At 63.3% G+C, this 14,070-nt stretch carries 13 protein-coding genes; 4 read left to right on the forward strand and 9 right to left on the reverse strand.

Annotation, left to right across the window (positions count from 1 at the left end; genetic code table 11):
* Positions 1 to 2: 2 nt before the first annotated feature.
* Together ABD283_RS11995 and ABD283_RS12000 are read left to right on the forward strand one after the other, a co-directional pair.
* Positions 3 to 1,475, forward strand: a complete 1,473-nt coding sequence (locus ABD283_RS11995; protein ID WP_344225237.1) for a sensor histidine kinase — start codon at positions 3 to 5, stop codon at positions 1,473 to 1,475.
* 104 nt (positions 1,476 to 1,579) lie between these two features.
* On the forward strand, positions 1,580 to 1,870 hold the full coding sequence (locus ABD283_RS12000) for a WXG100 family type VII secretion target (RefSeq protein WP_016997837.1): 291 nt from the start codon (positions 1,580 to 1,582) through the stop codon (positions 1,868 to 1,870).
* A 6-nt stretch (positions 1,871 to 1,876) separates the two neighbouring features.
* Here ABD283_RS12000 and ABD283_RS12005 read toward each other — a convergent pair whose 3' ends face one another.
* The 5 genes from ABD283_RS12005 to ABD283_RS12025 form a co-directional block, all read right to left on the reverse strand.
* Positions 1,877 to 2,872: an RNase H family protein gene (locus ABD283_RS12005; RefSeq protein ID WP_344225238.1), complete on the reverse strand. Its 996-nt coding sequence runs from the start codon at positions 2,870 to 2,872 to the stop codon at positions 1,877 to 1,879.
* A 40-nt stretch (positions 2,873 to 2,912) separates the two neighbouring features.
* Positions 2,913 to 3,647, reverse strand: coding sequence for an MgtC/SapB family protein (locus tag ABD283_RS12010; RefSeq protein ID WP_344225239.1), 735 nt, complete (start codon positions 3,645 to 3,647; stop codon positions 2,913 to 2,915).
* A 98-nt stretch (positions 3,648 to 3,745) separates the two neighbouring features.
* Complete coding sequence (gene groL, locus ABD283_RS12015) at positions 3,746 to 5,377, reverse strand: chaperonin GroEL (RefSeq protein WP_344225240.1); 1,632 nt, start codon at positions 5,375 to 5,377, stop codon at positions 3,746 to 3,748.
* A gap of 281 nt (positions 5,378 to 5,658) precedes the next feature.
* Entirely contained in the window at positions 5,659 to 6,354 is a 696-nt protein-coding gene (locus tag ABD283_RS12020; protein ID WP_344225241.1) for a hypothetical protein, read from the reverse strand.
* Positions 6,355 to 6,446: 92 nt separating this feature from the next.
* Positions 6,447 to 6,671: a DUF3263 domain-containing protein gene (locus ABD283_RS12025; RefSeq protein WP_344225242.1), complete on the reverse strand. Its 225-nt coding sequence runs from the start codon at positions 6,669 to 6,671 to the stop codon at positions 6,447 to 6,449.
* A gap of 65 nt (positions 6,672 to 6,736) precedes the next feature.
* Here ABD283_RS12025 and ABD283_RS12030 point away from each other — a divergent pair, with 65 nt between their 5' ends.
* Together ABD283_RS12030 and ABD283_RS12035 are read left to right on the forward strand one after the other, a co-directional pair.
* A complete protein-coding gene (locus tag ABD283_RS12030) occupies positions 6,737 to 7,420 on the forward strand; it encodes a uracil-DNA glycosylase (RefSeq protein WP_344225243.1) in 684 nt (227 codons plus the stop codon).
* 19 nt (positions 7,421 to 7,439) lie between these two features.
* Positions 7,440 to 8,294 carry a siderophore-interacting protein gene (locus tag ABD283_RS12035; protein ID WP_344225244.1) on the forward strand — a complete coding sequence of 285 codons (855 nt, stop codon included), beginning with the start codon at positions 7,440 to 7,442 and terminating at the stop codon, positions 8,292 to 8,294.
* A gap of 50 nt (positions 8,295 to 8,344) precedes the next feature.
* Here ABD283_RS12035 and ABD283_RS12040 read toward each other — a convergent pair whose 3' ends face one another.
* From ABD283_RS12040 to ABD283_RS12055, 4 genes are all read right to left on the reverse strand, one after another.
* Positions 8,345 to 10,354: a threonine/serine exporter family protein gene (locus ABD283_RS12040; protein ID WP_344225245.1), complete on the reverse strand. Its 2,010-nt coding sequence runs from the start codon at positions 10,352 to 10,354 to the stop codon at positions 8,345 to 8,347.
* Between the two features lie 99 nt (positions 10,355 to 10,453).
* On the reverse strand, positions 10,454 to 11,536 hold the full coding sequence (locus tag ABD283_RS12045; RefSeq protein WP_344225246.1) for a lipid II:glycine glycyltransferase FemX: 1,083 nt from the start codon (positions 11,534 to 11,536) through the stop codon (positions 10,454 to 10,456).
* 115 nt (positions 11,537 to 11,651) lie between these two features.
* On the reverse strand, positions 11,652 to 13,562 hold the full coding sequence (locus ABD283_RS12050; protein ID WP_344225247.1) for an FMN-binding glutamate synthase family protein: 1,911 nt from the start codon (positions 13,560 to 13,562) through the stop codon (positions 11,652 to 11,654).
* Between the two features lie 121 nt (positions 13,563 to 13,683).
* Positions 13,684 to 13,965 carry an HPr family phosphocarrier protein gene (locus ABD283_RS12055; RefSeq protein WP_344225248.1) on the reverse strand — a complete coding sequence of 94 codons (282 nt, stop codon included), beginning with the start codon at positions 13,963 to 13,965 and terminating at the stop codon, positions 13,684 to 13,686.
* Between the last annotated feature and the right edge of the window lie 105 nt (positions 13,966 to 14,070).

Here is a 14,070-nt window from a genome sequence, read left to right on the forward strand (position 1 = left end):
CCTTGTCCCAGATTTCCCGCAGGTGGCGTTCCGCGTCACTGCGCTCGCAGCTCATGGTCCTCACGGGCCTGCTGCTGGCCACCAGCATTCTTGTGACCTCGCTGGTGGCCATTTCCGTGCTGCGGGACACGCTGGTCGACAATACGGATCAAGAGCTGCGACAGTCCATGAGTTCCGTGTCCTCCGTGCTCCTGGACGAGCTGGAGGGGACCATTGCCACCCCCGTTCCCCATGCCGGGTACTTGTTGGACGCTCAGGGCAATGTCATCGCGTCTGCGGAGAACAGCCAGGACTCCAGTATCACTCGTCCCGCCCCGGATCTGTCCGGTATGAATCTCTCCTACGTGGTGTCCCACAATCAGAAACCGACCACGGTCTCTGCCATCGGTGCACCCGAGCGGAAATGGCGGGTCTTGCCCGCCAAACTTCAGCACTACGACATGTCCGTGGTGGTGGCCCAGCCGCTGGACCGCACCAACTCGATCATTTCAGCGGTGTCGCTGCTGACCTTCAGTTTCGGTGTCGCCACATTATTGGCCGCCATGGCAGTGGGTTGGGTCCTGGTCACCAGGGCATTCGCGCCCCTGCGGGAAGTGGAGTCCACGGCCGCCCAGATTGCGGAGGGTGACCTTTCACAGCGCATGGAAGGGTACAACTCCCAAACCGAGATCGGTCAACTGTCCATGTCGCTCAACACGATGCTCGGCCACATCGAGGACGCCTTTGAAGCGCGTACCCGGTCCGAGACCAAGCTCCGGCGGTTCGTGGCCGATGCCTCCCACGAACTGCGCACGCCGCTGGTGTCCATCCGTGGCTACTCAGAGCTCTACCGGCACGGTGCCCTGCAGAACAAGGACGATGTTGGCAAGGCCATGGACCGCATCGAATCCGAGGCCAAACGGATGACCCAGTTGGTGGAGGACCTTCTCACTCTGGCCCGCCTGGATGAGCGCCGCCCCGCCACCATGCAGCACATGGACCTGTTACACCTCGCCTACGACGCCGCCTCCGACGCACACGCCACCGCGCCGGACCGCGCCGTTCAGGTGGTGGGCCTCGCTGATACCGCACCGGAACAGGCGTGGACCTACGGTGAGGAGTCGAAACTGCGCCAGGTGGTGGCCAATCTCCTGACCAACGCGCTGCGCTACACGCCCGCCGGTTCCCCTGTTGAGCTGGCCGTTGGTCTGGAACCAAGCGTCGACGGGCGTTCCAACGCCGTGATCCAGGTCCGCGACCACGGGGCCGGTATCCACGGTGACGACGCCGATCGGGTCTTCGAGCGCTTCTACCGCGCGGATTCTTCCCGCACACGTGAGACCGGTGGTACCGGGTTGGGCCTGTCCATTGTGGCGGCGATCGTTGAACAGCACGACGGCACCGTGAAACTCGAGGAGACGGACGGTGGCGGTGCAACCTTCACCGTGCGGGTGCCGCACAGTCAGCCTGTGGACAACGCCCCTGCTGTCGACTGAATCCACTGTTGCTCCGGCGGCCCACGTTGCTGAACGGCATTGTTGCCTACGGTATGAGCGTCCGGGACACCCCGGAAGCTCACACCCACAGCAAGGAGACAGCCATGGCACAGTTCGTGGTCGACAGCGACACCATTGCCGCCAAATCCCAACAGGCCCAAGGCCACATTGAACGATTGACGGGCGAGGTCAATGGCATGACATCCACGCTCACGGATCTACAGAACTCTTGGACCGGCACGGCATCCGCAAACTTCCAAGAAGCCTTCCGATCGTGGCGTGCCGCTCAAGCACAGATGGAGCAGGCCATGGCCCAGATCAATCAGGCTTTGACGACCGCGGGTAACCAGTACGCGGAAACCGAAGCAGCCAACGCCCGCATGTTCGCAGGCTGAGTGCGGTCAGCTCTCCGTCGTGACCTGGTGATAGCGCAGTAGCCAAGGCCCCATTTCGTTGTGGTGGTCCTCGCGGATCCACAGTGAGCTTCGCCGGGTCACGGTGGCACTGTCGGTAAGCCTGTAGGACAGGTGAATGGCCCCCGATCCCAGCGCCAATACGCTGCTGTGGCTCAGATCGGGTCGGGCGTTCGAGGTAGTCCCCCGGTGCTCAGCGAGGAATGCCCCGGAATCCTTGACCGAACCATCACGAGCGACGAATTCGAAGTCCTCGTGGAGCAATTCTTCGCGACGTTCCCCCGAGGTCTCCGGGGACAAGAGCGTGGTTTCAAGTGTGATCAGGCGGTTCGCCGGATCCGCGTCCTGGGCGATCCGCTCAGCATTACCAGGTTCCTCGAGCGCGGGATCATTCTCCTGGGCCCACAGCTCCGAGAACAGATCCGGCTCCTCGTGGGAGTCGTCTCCGAAGGAGTTAGCCGGTCCCGTTGCCGAGCGTTGCGACGGAACCTCTTGGACGGACCCATTACTGTCGCGGAAGCCCGGCCCCACGGGCATGTCCTGTTCGGCGTGGCCCGCCTGGTAAGCGGATGCCATTGCACGGGCTCGTTGATCCGCGGCCTCATTGAGCTCGTGCCCGGCGTGACCCTTGACCCATTCGAACTCCACGGTGCGCCCGGCCATTTCCCGGTCCAGGGCCTTCATGATGTCCACGTTGAGAACGGGCTTGCCGTCCTTCTTCTTCCAGCCCTTCTTCTTCCACCCCGGCATCCACTTGGTGATGGAGTTGATGACGTATTGGCTGTCGCACAAAATCTTGAGCGGCTCGTCAGGAATGTGGCGGGTCGATTCCAAGAGGTTCAACACCGCCGTGAGCTCACCCATGTTGTTGGTGCCGTGATCCCAGCCACCGGCCCGCCACGAGGTCTCGTCGATGAACCAGGCCCAGCCGGCAGGGCCGGGATTTCCCAGGGCAGAACCGTCCGCCGCAGCAATAATCGTCATGCGATTATCTTTGCAAAAGACTCCGACAGGCAATAACCCACTACTCGTCAGCCTCCGGTTCCGGCATGACCGCGGCCGAAATCACCCCGGGTACCTCGGAGAATTCCACCACGGCTCGGTGCACATCCGTACGCCCCAGCATCTTGAGCACCATGACCACGTGAGGTCCGGAACTCGTATACACCCGGTCCGTGCGCAGTACCGTGACCGCTAGGTCCAACTCCGTTGCCATGGTCAGCACGGAGCGCAGCACTCCCTTACCATCCTCGTAACGGAGTTCGATGGTCCGTCGGCCCGGGAACCGAAGCAGATACGCCGAGACGGGTTTGAGCACCAACGAGACGAAGAGTTGGATCAGAGTGCCGAGGACCGCCAAGGCAAAGAGCCCGGCCCCGCAGGCCATGCCCACGGCGGCAGCCACCCACACACTCGCTGCCGTGGTCAGTCCGTGGACCACGTCCTTGTGCAAGAAGATGACCCCCGCACCCAGGAAGCCGATTCCCGTGACGACCTGCGCGGCAATGCGCGAGGGGTCCCCCGGTCCCTGTTCGATTCCGGGAAGTGCGTGGAAACCGTAGGCCGAAACCAGCGTGAAAATAGCGGAACCGGTGCCCACCAACGCATGGGTGCGGACTCCCGCGGATTTTCGCCTCAGCTGCCGCTCCACTCCCACCACGGTGCACAGTCCGAACGCAAGGAGCACCGCGGTGGCCTGAGCCCAGACCTGCTCGTCCAATTCCCACACGGTACGCCTCCCCTGGTTACGTCCGATCATAAGCGCACGACAGAGCCCCCGGGACGCAGCTGAACTGCGCTCCGGGGGCTCTGTCACGGCTGGACCGTGATGCGGTCAAGCGTGCCCTAAGGCACTGCTTACATCATGCCGCCCATGCCACCCATGGGATCCGCGCCGGCACCGGCGGGAGCCTCGGGCTCGGGCTTGTCGGCCACGACGGCCTCGGTGGTGAGGAACAGACCGGCAATGGAGGCCGCGTTCTGCAGAGCAGAGCGGGTCACCTTGACCGGGTCGTTGATGCCCGCAGCCATCAGGTCGGTGTACTCGCCAGTGGCGGCGTTGAGACCGTGACCGGTCTCCAGTCCGCGCACCTTGTCCACGACCACGCCGGGCTCCATGCCGGCGTTAGCAGCAATCTGCTTGAGCGGTGCGTCGATGGCGACCTTGACGATGTTGGCACCGGTTGCCTCGTCACCGGTCAGCTGCAGCTTGTCGAAGGCCTTCTGACCGGCCTGGATCAGTGCAACGCCACCACCGGCCACGATGCCCTCTTCCACGGCGGCCTTGGCGTTACGCACAGCATCTTCGATGCGGTGCTTACGTTCCTTGAGCTCCACCTCGGTTGCGGCACCGGCCTTGAGCACTGCCACACCGCCGGCCAGCTTGGCCAGACGCTCCTGCAGCTTCTCGCGGTCGTAGTCGGAGTCGGAGTTGGCGATCTCCGCGCGGATCTGAGCCACGCGGCCCTCGATCTCGTCCTGGGTGCCAGCGCCGTCGACGATGGTGGTCTCGTCCTTGGTGACGACCACCTTGCGGGCGGTGCCCAGCAGGTCCAGGGTTGCGGATTCCAGGGACAGGCCGACCTCTTCGGTGATGACCTGACCACCGGTGAGGATGGCAATGTCTGCCAGCTGAGCCTTACGACGGTCACCGAAACCGGGAGCCTTGACGGCAACGGACTTCACGGCACCGCGCATTTTGTTCAGCACGAGCATGGCCAGGGCCTCGCCCTCGACGTCCTCGGCGATGATCAGCAGCGGCTTGGAAGCCTGCATGACCTTCTCCAGAACGGGGACCAGGTCCTTCACATTGGAGATCTTGGAGTTGACGATCAGGATGTAGGGATCCTCGAGGACCGCTTCCTGACGGTCTGCGTCGGTCACGAAGTAACCGGACAGGTAACCCTTGTCGAAGCGCATGCCCTCGGTGAGCTCGAGGTCCAGGCCGAAGGTGTTGGACTCCTCGACCGTGATGACGCCTTCCTTGCCGACCTTCTCCATCGCAGCGGCGATGAGCTTGCCGATCTCGGGGTCAGCGGCGGAGATCGAAGCGGTTGCAGCGATCTCTTCCTCGGTCTCGATCTCCTTGGCCGAGGACAGCAGTTCCTCGGTCACGGCGGCAACGGCCTTTTCGATGCCGCGCTTGAGCGACAACGGATCGGCACCGGCGGCAACGTTGCGCAGGCCTTCCTTGACCAGGGCCTGTGCAAGCACGGTGGCCGTGGTGGTGCCGTCACCGGCGATATCGTCGGTCTTCTTGGCAACTTCCTTGACGAGCTCCGCGCCGATCTTCTCGTACGGATCTTCGAGCTCGATTTCCTTGGCGATCGACACACCATCGTTGGTGATGGTGGGAGCGCCCCAGGCCTTCTCCAGAACAACGTTGCGTCCGCGCGGGCCAAGGGTCACCTTGACGGCGTCGGCCAGGGTGTTCAGGCCCCGTTCGAGTCCGCGGCGTGCCTCTTCGTCAAAAGCGATCATCTTTGCCATGTGTTGCGTCCCTCCTGGACGGTTGACAAACAAATCTATTCATCACGATGCCCGCGACGGACGATGGCTCGCGCGGATCCTCACCCGCGTGAAACGCACCTCACCGTGATGGATGGTTTTCACTCGAATCATGTGAGTGGGCTTCGCCCGGACCCGGGTTTAGCAGTCCACTCAGTTGAGTGCTAAGTCAATACTGGCACTCGACCGCGGAGAGTGCAAACACCTTGAGTGACGCAAACTCAGGTTTCATCCGAGGCTGAAACCTCGAACGTGTCCACCGTTCAGCGACCCGGACTCGGAGCAGCGGCAGCCTCCGTGTCTGGCGATGCGCCAGCGGCTTCTGCCGTGACATCGGTGGCGCCCGCGTCATTGACCGCGCCTTCTTGTTCTTGGGCGGCCGGTTCACCGGGCTCGACGTCGGCCGCACCGGCGCCCGGCACGGCGGGATCACCGGCCGGTGCTTCCTCAACCCCCGGCGCCGCGGGCGGCTCTGCGGGGGCCTCGGGAGCGGGGTTGGCCGGTGCCTCGGGCGCGGGCTGCGCCGGCGGGGCGGGAGCCTCCGGAGCAGCGGGTGCGCCCGGATCTTGGGGCGCGGCCGGATCCGCAGGCGCTTCGGGAGCTGCCGGGTCCTGACCGGGTACGCCACCGTCACCGGGGACGGCAGGCACTGCGGGTGACGCTGGGGCCGCAGGTGCCTCAGAGGGGCTCTCGGAGGTTTCGGAAGGACTGGGTTCCGAGGTGCTCGTGGTGATATTGCCCGAGGGCGTGGGCGTGTTCTCGACCGCGTCCTGCGCGGTGCGTGGGGCATTCACGAATGCGATGGCCCCGACCGTCAGCGCCAGGACACCCGCTCCGATGATCGCGAGAAATCCCTTGCGAGAACCGGTACGCGCCTGAGGGTTATGACCTCGGTGGGCACCTTGACGGGTTCCGTCCTCGGGAACGTCGTCGAATTCGTCGCGGGGGTATTCACTCATAGTCCATACTTCCGGTCAGCCTGGGTTTGCCTCTACTATCCCATGTGCCCGGTGCGTTCTCCTACCCGCCGCCGTGGCAGGGCAAGGCTCAATCAGCGCAGCCGCGCCCGGCGCAAACGGGAGATGAGCATGGGAGCGAACCGAGCGGCGTCGTCGCGGTCGATCAACGCGTTGAGCCGCTGGTAGTAATGGACCGGGCTCAGCCCCAGGCGCTGGCGAATCGCAGATTCCTTGGCCCCTCGATACTTCCAGTGTTCGGATTCCAGCTGCAGGATGGCCTTGTCGAGGGAATCGAGCCCGTCGTTTGATTCAGCCATGACAGCCACCATAACCGGTAATCTCGTAGCGTTATTCGTACCCGCTATTGAATGGAGACCAGTTCATGGCCGAGCCTCGTCCTCTGAACGAGATCATGAGCGATGACTGGGCGCGGGCACTCGAACCCGTGGAGCCGGCCATCCGCACGATGGGCGAATTTCTGCGCACGGAGCATGCCGCCGGCCACCGCACCTTCCCGGCGGGCGAGAACATCTTTCGGGCTTTCCAGGAGCCCATGTCCGAGGTCAAGGTATTGATTGTCGGCCAAGACCCCTACCCCACGCCGGGCCATGCCATGGGCCTGTCCTTCTCGGTGCAACCGCAGGTTCGTCCGATCCCACGCTCCCTGCAGAACATCTACAAGGAACTGCAATCAGATCTGGGGATCACTCCGCCCGAACACGGTGACTTGTCATCGTGGTCCGAACAGGGCGTCATGTTATTGAACAGGGCCTTGTCCGTCCGCGAGGGTTCGTCGGCATCGCACCGCGGCAAAGGCTGGGAGGCGATCACAGAGTGCGCAATCAAGGCGCTCGCTCAGCGAGGCACTCCCCTGGTCGGAATTCTGTGGGGTCGTGATGCCCGGGACACCAAGCCGTGGTTGGGCGGGGCACCCACGGTGGAATCCGTGCATCCTTCGCCGCTGTCCGCGTCTCGGGGGTTTTTCGGCTCGAAGCCTTTCTCCCGCACGAATGCATTGCTCGAGGAGCAAGGCGCCCAACCCGTCAACTGGACGCTCCCGGCTTAGGAGCACCTAAGCTTGGGGCATGAACAAGACCGCTGCCCGGAAACCTCGCAAACCTCAGCTCAACCTCGAGGTGGTTGAACGCAGAGAGCTGTCCCCGGGCATGGTTCGCGTGGTGTGCAGCATCCTCAATCACGAGGATTACCAGGACATTGCCCCGCCCGAAAAGTACGTCAAGCTGGTCTTTTTCTCGGACGGCACGTTGTCGGAGACACCCGCCGGCGAGTTCCCGGATTATTGGTCGGTCCGTGAAACGGCCGCTGTCGAGGACCTCCCCGTCACCCGCCACATGACACTGCGCCGGTACGACGCCGCCGCGGGCACCTTGTGGATCGACGTCGCCCTGCACGGCACCGAGGGGCACGCGGGCCCGTGGGCCGCCACCGCCAAGGCCGGCGATCACTTCGTAGCCGTGGGCCCCGGCGGCAAATGGGAACCGGATCCGAAAGCGTCCTGGACGCTACTGGCCGGCGACGAAGCGGCCATCCCCGCAGTGCTGGCCAATGTGGAGGCACTACCGGAAAACGCTCGTGGGCTTGCCATCCTCGAAGTGCAGGACCCGGCGCACCAGCACGACCTCAGCGACGTGGCCATTCCCGCGGATCTCGAAATCCGTTGGGTCTACCGATCCAGCCAGCAGCAGGGTGAACGCGCCCTCGTGTCGGCGCTCGGCCAGGCGGAATGGCCCGCCGATCTCACCGGTGTGCAGGTCTTCGTGCACGGTGAACGCGAAGCCATGAAGGAAGCTCGCAAGGAACTCTTCGACCGGCGGAACCTGGAACGCTCCCAGGTGTCCCTGTCCGGCTACTGGGCTGCGGGCCGCAACGAGGATCTCTTCCAGGCGGAGAAGAAACTACCCGTGGGCAAGATCCTCTAGTCCCCGGACCTCTTGTCCCCGGCACCCGGCGGGTTCAGTCTCCGGGTGCCTCAGCGGCGACGGTTACGGCGCAGCGAGAAGATCTTCATGCGCTCCACGAACGGGCGCATCAGATAGTGCCCGAGCACCACGCCGGAAGCCATCATCACGATCGATGCCATGGCGTTGATCAGGCCCGTGAAGCCTTGTCCCGTGGTCTCGGCCTCCACCGTGATCGCATACATCCCTCGGAAAATGGACAGCCCCGGCAGCAGATAGGTCATGGCCGGAATCGCCAAGATTGTCTGCGGGATACGTGAACGCGCCGCTAACAACGCCGCCACGCAACCCGTGGTGGTGGCTCCGAGCGCGGTATCCAACCGAGCGCCCAAACCGTAGTCACCACCGATGTGGAACACCAACAACCCCGCCAGCGCGGCCACTACAGCCGGGAACAAATGTCGAGGCTTGGCCTGCATGGTCACTGCGACCAGCACGGTCGAGATCAGCATGAAGACCGTGTTGGTCAGGGCGTCGGGTGGCGTGAACGATGACTGGGACACGTCGATGGGCGGAACCCCCAGATACCCCGCCAATGCGATACCCAGGGCGATCCCGGCGATGATCCCCAAGAACGCGAATGACGTGGACATGAGGCGACCCATGGCCGTCACGGGGAAACCGTTGATGGCATCCTGCATGGTGGACACCATGCGCGTGGTGGGCAACAACATGATGATGCCGCCCGCGATAACTTTGGGCGGTGACAGGTCCACGCCCAGCGAAGAAATCCCCATGGCCGCGAGCGTCACAATCAGGGCATTGGCGGCCAACGCGAAGAATTCGGGAATACGCCAAGCACCGAGTTTGGAGGACACGATCTGGACGAGCACGGAGGACACCGAAGCCACCAGGGCCCCGGCCGCGCCGCCGCCGATTGCCGTGGTGATGGTCGCCGCGGCGAACACGGTGGCCAGCCACACGGCCCACTTGGGATACGGCTTAGGCTGCGCGTTGATCTCGGAGAGCTCCCGTTCGGCCTCCTTCAACGGCATGGTTCCCTCGATGATGCGAGTCACCAGTTGATGGGAGTTCGCCAATCCGGCGTAGTTGTCAGTCCATGAACGAACCACGCGCATCACCGTGTGACTGTACGTGTTCGGGTCATCCAACACGTCCTGACTCGTGCGTGATTTGGTGACCTGGCCCGTGCCATCTTTGTTGTGGCCGGCAGCCGTCAATTTGCCGGTTTCGGTGATTTCGGCGACGTAGTTGATGGTCACCGATTGGTTGGTGATGTCGACCTCGAGGTTTTCCACCCCGTACGTGGCACACACCGCGATAATCGCGTTCTCCACGTCCAGCGCGTCCGCGCCGTAGTGGAACATGGTCTCCGCCAGCCGGAGCGCGAAATTGAGGGTCCGGCGGGCCTGACGATCGTTGCTGTCCCCGAAGCGCCGGAGGTTGTGGAACGGAGTGGCCGTCAGGCGATCAACCACACGCATGGGCGCGGTGGGAGCAGCGTCGCCCCGGATCATGGACTTGAGCTTGTCCTTGGACGATCGCGCTACACGCGTGCGTGTGGAGGGATAAACACCACGGGGCACCTGTGTGGTGGCCGGAGCCGGTTCGTGAGGAACAGCCGAAGTCTCAGGTCGCTCGACCGCCATGGTCTGCGCGGTTCCGCGACGAGAGATCTGGGTGACCGGCCGGGTCGCGACAGCACCCTGAGGACGCGGAGTGACCCCCGCCTTGTCCGCCTCGATCTGCCCGGGGGTGAGAACCGGCAACGCACCCACCTGCGAGGACACGCCCCCCTCGAGGCCGGGTTCCGATCGCCCCGGAACGATCGCTTGCATCTGGGTTGCGAGTTCAGCGCGGGTCTGTGCGCGGGCGGCCTGTGATTCCGTGGGCCTGACCGCAGCCGAGGGGAAACCGTACATGGTGACCGGGCGGGCCGCATCCGACAGCGATGTATCGCCACCCGGACCGAACGGCTCACCGCCCAGATCGTCATGCCAGGGCTCCGCCCCGGATGAGGGATACCCGTGATGGGCAAGTTCTCGAAGCTGTTCGGTCACGCTCAATGCCGTTGAACCTCCCTGACCCCGCAGGTACTGCTAGTGGTGAAAACGGTGTACAGACGAGTTCCTACGCCGTTGTACGTTCGTGCGATTCGATCAGTAGAAAGGCTGCCCGGTGCGCCGGACCCACAGCTGGCGCTGCACTTTTTCGCCGATATTGGCCCACACCGCGTACTTGGCCTTGTTCAACGGCTGGTCCCACACACCCACGTAGTCCACGACCGTCTTGGTGAAACTGGTCTTGAACAGCCCCAGTCCGTAGTAGTGGTGCTCTTTGTTCTTGAGCTGATCGCTGGGAGGGGTGCCGCAGAAATCGTACTGCTCGATCTCGAACTCGTTCTTGAGGTCGAGGATCGCGTGCCACTGCAACAGATGAGAATCCCCGTACTGCTTGCGGCGTGGCTTGGAACCGCCGTCCTTGTACGTGCCCTTGGAACCGTAGGCAATCACATACGCGCCCACGGAAGGCTGGCCGTCCTCGTAGGTGAAGTACAGCCGCCCTTGGCCGCGCTCCGCGAAATTGGTCCAGAATTCGCGGTAGTACTCGTAGGAACGCAGGGTGACCTTTGCATGGCCCTGGCCCACGGTGTCCATGAGCGCGTACATGGCGCGCATATTGTCCTCCGTGAGTTCAACGCGCTCCACTTCACAGCCCTCACGGGTGGCACGCCGCACGGCATTGCGTCCGCGTGAGTGCAGTGATTTCAGCAACGCCTTCTCGTCCGGGGTGGTGTCCAGGACGGCGGTTGAGTCGTTGGGCTGGATCTCGAACGACTTCACCAGGCCGCAGCGGGCCAGCAGACCACCTGCGTAGTCGGAGGCGAGGATCTCGGGTTCGTACTTGATGGCAAATACGCCCTTGGCTGCGCCCGCCACGAATTTCTTGTTGGCCGCCACGATCCCGGGCATGTCGTCAATGGACTCGATGTCCGGTCCTTTGATCATGTACCAGATCTTGCCGAGACCGGGGACCCCCTTCTCGAGTGCCAGGTTGTAGCTGGGCTGCGAGCCGTCCGTGGCTTCATACACCACGTACCGCGGGGTCCAACCGTGATCTTTCTTGACCTCCGCGAAGGCCTCGGACTGCAGCAGGTTTCCGCCCGTCGGATTGGCCGTGACGTGGGAATCCCACGCGCGAATCTCTTCGTCCGTGGCAAAGCGTGCGGTAAATTCTCGCAAAGCTCTCTCGATCCTGATTCGGTGCCGGTAGCTCGGTGGACCTGAGGCGACGCCGCTGGCAGCGACGTCGCCTCAGATGAAATCTCCGACCTACATTCTAGGTCAGTTCCCGATCTTACTTGTCAGCCGGGTCCACGTGGCCGTCGGTCTCGCCCGCGCTGGAGTTCGTGTGCTGGGCACTCAGTTCGGTGCCCGGTTGACCCTCGGCGCGTTTGGTGTCGCCCACATTGCCGGCCCGGCGGTCGTCCTGCTGTGAGGCGGCCCCTGCAAGTTCGTGCTCAGCAAGCCGGGGTGCGGTGCCTCGCCGGGGCTCCGGCGTTTCTTCCGAGCCGAGCGCGGAAGAACCTTGTGCGACGGTTGCCAGTTCCGGTTCGCGCTTCTCCGTAGTTTCGCCCTCGTGGGTGAACTCGGTGCGATCGTTGTACACGTACTTACCGGGGTGGCCGGGAGTGAAGCTATCGGCGCTGGCGTACTCCCAATCTTCGCCCCAGCCACCCTCGACGCCTTCGAAGAGCTCGCCGCGCTCCAGCCAGCGGTACAGCGATTCGTAGGAAACGCTTTCGGTGGCGGTGATCCGGCGGCGCAGCATCTGGCGCGTCATCTGTTCGGGGCTTTCACAGCCCATGGTGGCGATGATCTGCCCGGCCTCTTCCACCGTCAGACGGTGGTAGCGCTCCACACGATCACCCTTGGAGTCGACGTCCAGGGCCCGGTACAGCTTGGGGTCCTGAGTGGCCACGCCCACGGGGCAAGTATTGGTGTGGCACTTCTGTGCCTGGATGCAGCCCACGGCCATCATCATGGCGCGGGCGCTCATGCAGAAGTCCGCACCCTGGATGATGTGGCGGACGATGTCGTGACCCGAGATGATCTTGCCGGCCGCGCCGATCTTGATGCGGTCGCGCAGCCCGGTGCCCACCAGAGCGTTGTGCAACAGAATGATGCCCTCGACCAAGGGCGTGCCCACGTGGTCCTGGTATTCCAGGGGCGCAGCGCCGGTGCCGCCCTCAGAACCGTCCACGATGATGAAATCCGGTGTGATTTCTTCCTCGATCATGGCCTTGCAGATGGCCAGCACCTCAACGCGCGAACCGATGCACAGCTTGAAACCGATGGGCTTGCCATTGGAGAGTTCGCGCAGCTTACCGATGAAGCGCACCAGCTCGCGAGGCGTGGTGAAGGCGGAGTGGCTAGCGGGGGAAATGCAGGTCTCCCCCACCGGAACGCCTCGAGCTTCGGCAATCTCTTCCGTGACCTTGTTGCCGGGGAGCACACCGCCCAGCCCAGGCTTGGCGCCCTGGGACAACTTCACGGTGATGGCTTTGACCTGCTCCAGGTTGGACTTCTCACGGAACTTCTCCGGGTCGAAGTTGCCGTCCTGGTCACGGGTTCCGAAGTACCCGGAGCCGAACTCCCACATGAGGTCCGCGTGGTAGGCGCGGTGATACTTGGTCAGCCCGCCCTCGCCGGTGTCATGAGCGAACCCGCCCTGCGCTGCGCCCTTGTTCATGGCCAGCACCGCGTTCTTGGACAGCGAGCCGAAGCTCATGGCGGAAATGTTCAGCAGCGAAGCGTCATAGGGCTGCTTGCAGTCCGGGCCGCCCAGCCGTACACGGTGCCCCAGATCCGGAACCGTCTTGGGGGCGATCGACTGGATGAAGTACTCGTAGCCGGGCTCGTTGACGTTGAGTTCGGTGCCGAAGGCCTTGTCACCCTTGAAGCCCTTGGCACGTGAATAAATCAAAGAACGCTGATCGCGGTTGAACGGCTTGCCGTCCCAGTTGCGTTCAATGAAGTACTGCTGGATCTCCGGACGGATCTCCTCCAGGAAATACCGCGCGTGACCGAGCACCGGGAAGTTCCGGAGGATCGAGTGCCGGGTTTGTACAGCGTCTCGGATGCCGAGCAGTAGCAGCAGAATAAAGATGACAGCGGGGATCCACCATCCCCAGGGACCGAGTATCGCGGCCGTGACCGTGGCGATTACAGCCCCAATCAGGGCAGCCAAAATGAGAATTCGCACCATCTAATCACCGTACTCCCGAATCGGTGATGGCGGGTGACATTACCGCCTGTATGACATATCGGACACCACACAGCGTGGTGCCCGATATGTCACTTTTCAGGCGGCTAGGTGAATGAAATCTCTATTCTGCATCATGATCGGTCTCGATGATGGACACCAAGTGATCGAGTGCCTCGTCGGCGCCGTCGCCGTCCGCGGCCAGAATGACCTTGTCTCCGTGGGCCGCCCCCAACGACATGAGCGACAGCACGGACGCGGCGTCCATTCCTTCTTCGGCGTCTTCGCCGTCAGCACGGATGGTGATTTCCAGGTTTTCGTACTCACCGGCGGCCTCCGCGAAAATCGCTGCCGGTCGTGCGTGCAGCCCCACTCGCGAGGCCACGGTTGCGGTGCGTTCTGCCATTGCAACTCCTCATTGTTGGCGTTCATCCGAGTCAGTGCCCGGACAAGACGTATCTCCATTGTGTTCCGTGTCACCCGGGATGTCCCCAGGCGCACCGAGTGTTTC

It is taken from the genome of Kocuria atrinae, from assembly GCF_039531425.1.
Lineage (GTDB): Bacteria > Actinomycetota > Actinomycetes > Actinomycetales > Micrococcaceae > Kocuria > Kocuria atrinae.

Coding starts and splice junctions, on each gene's coding strand:
- ABD283_RS12020 (WP_344225241.1), bottom strand. CDS start 6,354: ATGAGTGAATACCCCCGCGACGAATTCGACGACGTTCCCGAGGACGGA.
- ABD283_RS12005 (WP_344225238.1), bottom strand. CDS start 2,872: ATGACGATTATTGCTGCGGCGGACGGTTCTGCCCTGGGAAATCCCGGC.
- ABD283_RS12055 (WP_344225248.1), bottom strand. CDS start 13,965: ATGGCAGAACGCACCGCAACCGTGGCCTCGCGAGTGGGGCTGCACGCA.
- ABD283_RS12030 (WP_344225243.1), top strand. CDS start 6,737: ATGGCCGAGCCTCGTCCTCTGAACGAGATCATGAGCGATGACTGGGCG.
- groL (WP_344225240.1), bottom strand. CDS start 5,377: ATGGCAAAGATGATCGCTTTTGACGAAGAGGCACGCCGCGGACTCGAA.
- ABD283_RS12000 (WP_016997837.1), top strand. CDS start 1,580: ATGGCACAGTTCGTGGTCGACAGCGACACCATTGCCGCCAAATCCCAA.
- ABD283_RS12025 (WP_344225242.1), bottom strand. CDS start 6,671: ATGGCTGAATCAAACGACGGGCTCGATTCCCTCGACAAGGCCATCCTG.
- ABD283_RS12035 (WP_344225244.1), top strand. CDS start 7,440: ATGAACAAGACCGCTGCCCGGAAACCTCGCAAACCTCAGCTCAACCTC.
- ABD283_RS12050 (WP_344225247.1), bottom strand. CDS start 13,562: ATGGTGCGAATTCTCATTTTGGCTGCCCTGATTGGGGCTGTAATCGCC.
- ABD283_RS12010 (WP_344225239.1), bottom strand. CDS start 3,647: ATGATCGGACGTAACCAGGGGAGGCGTACCGTGTGGGAATTGGACGAG.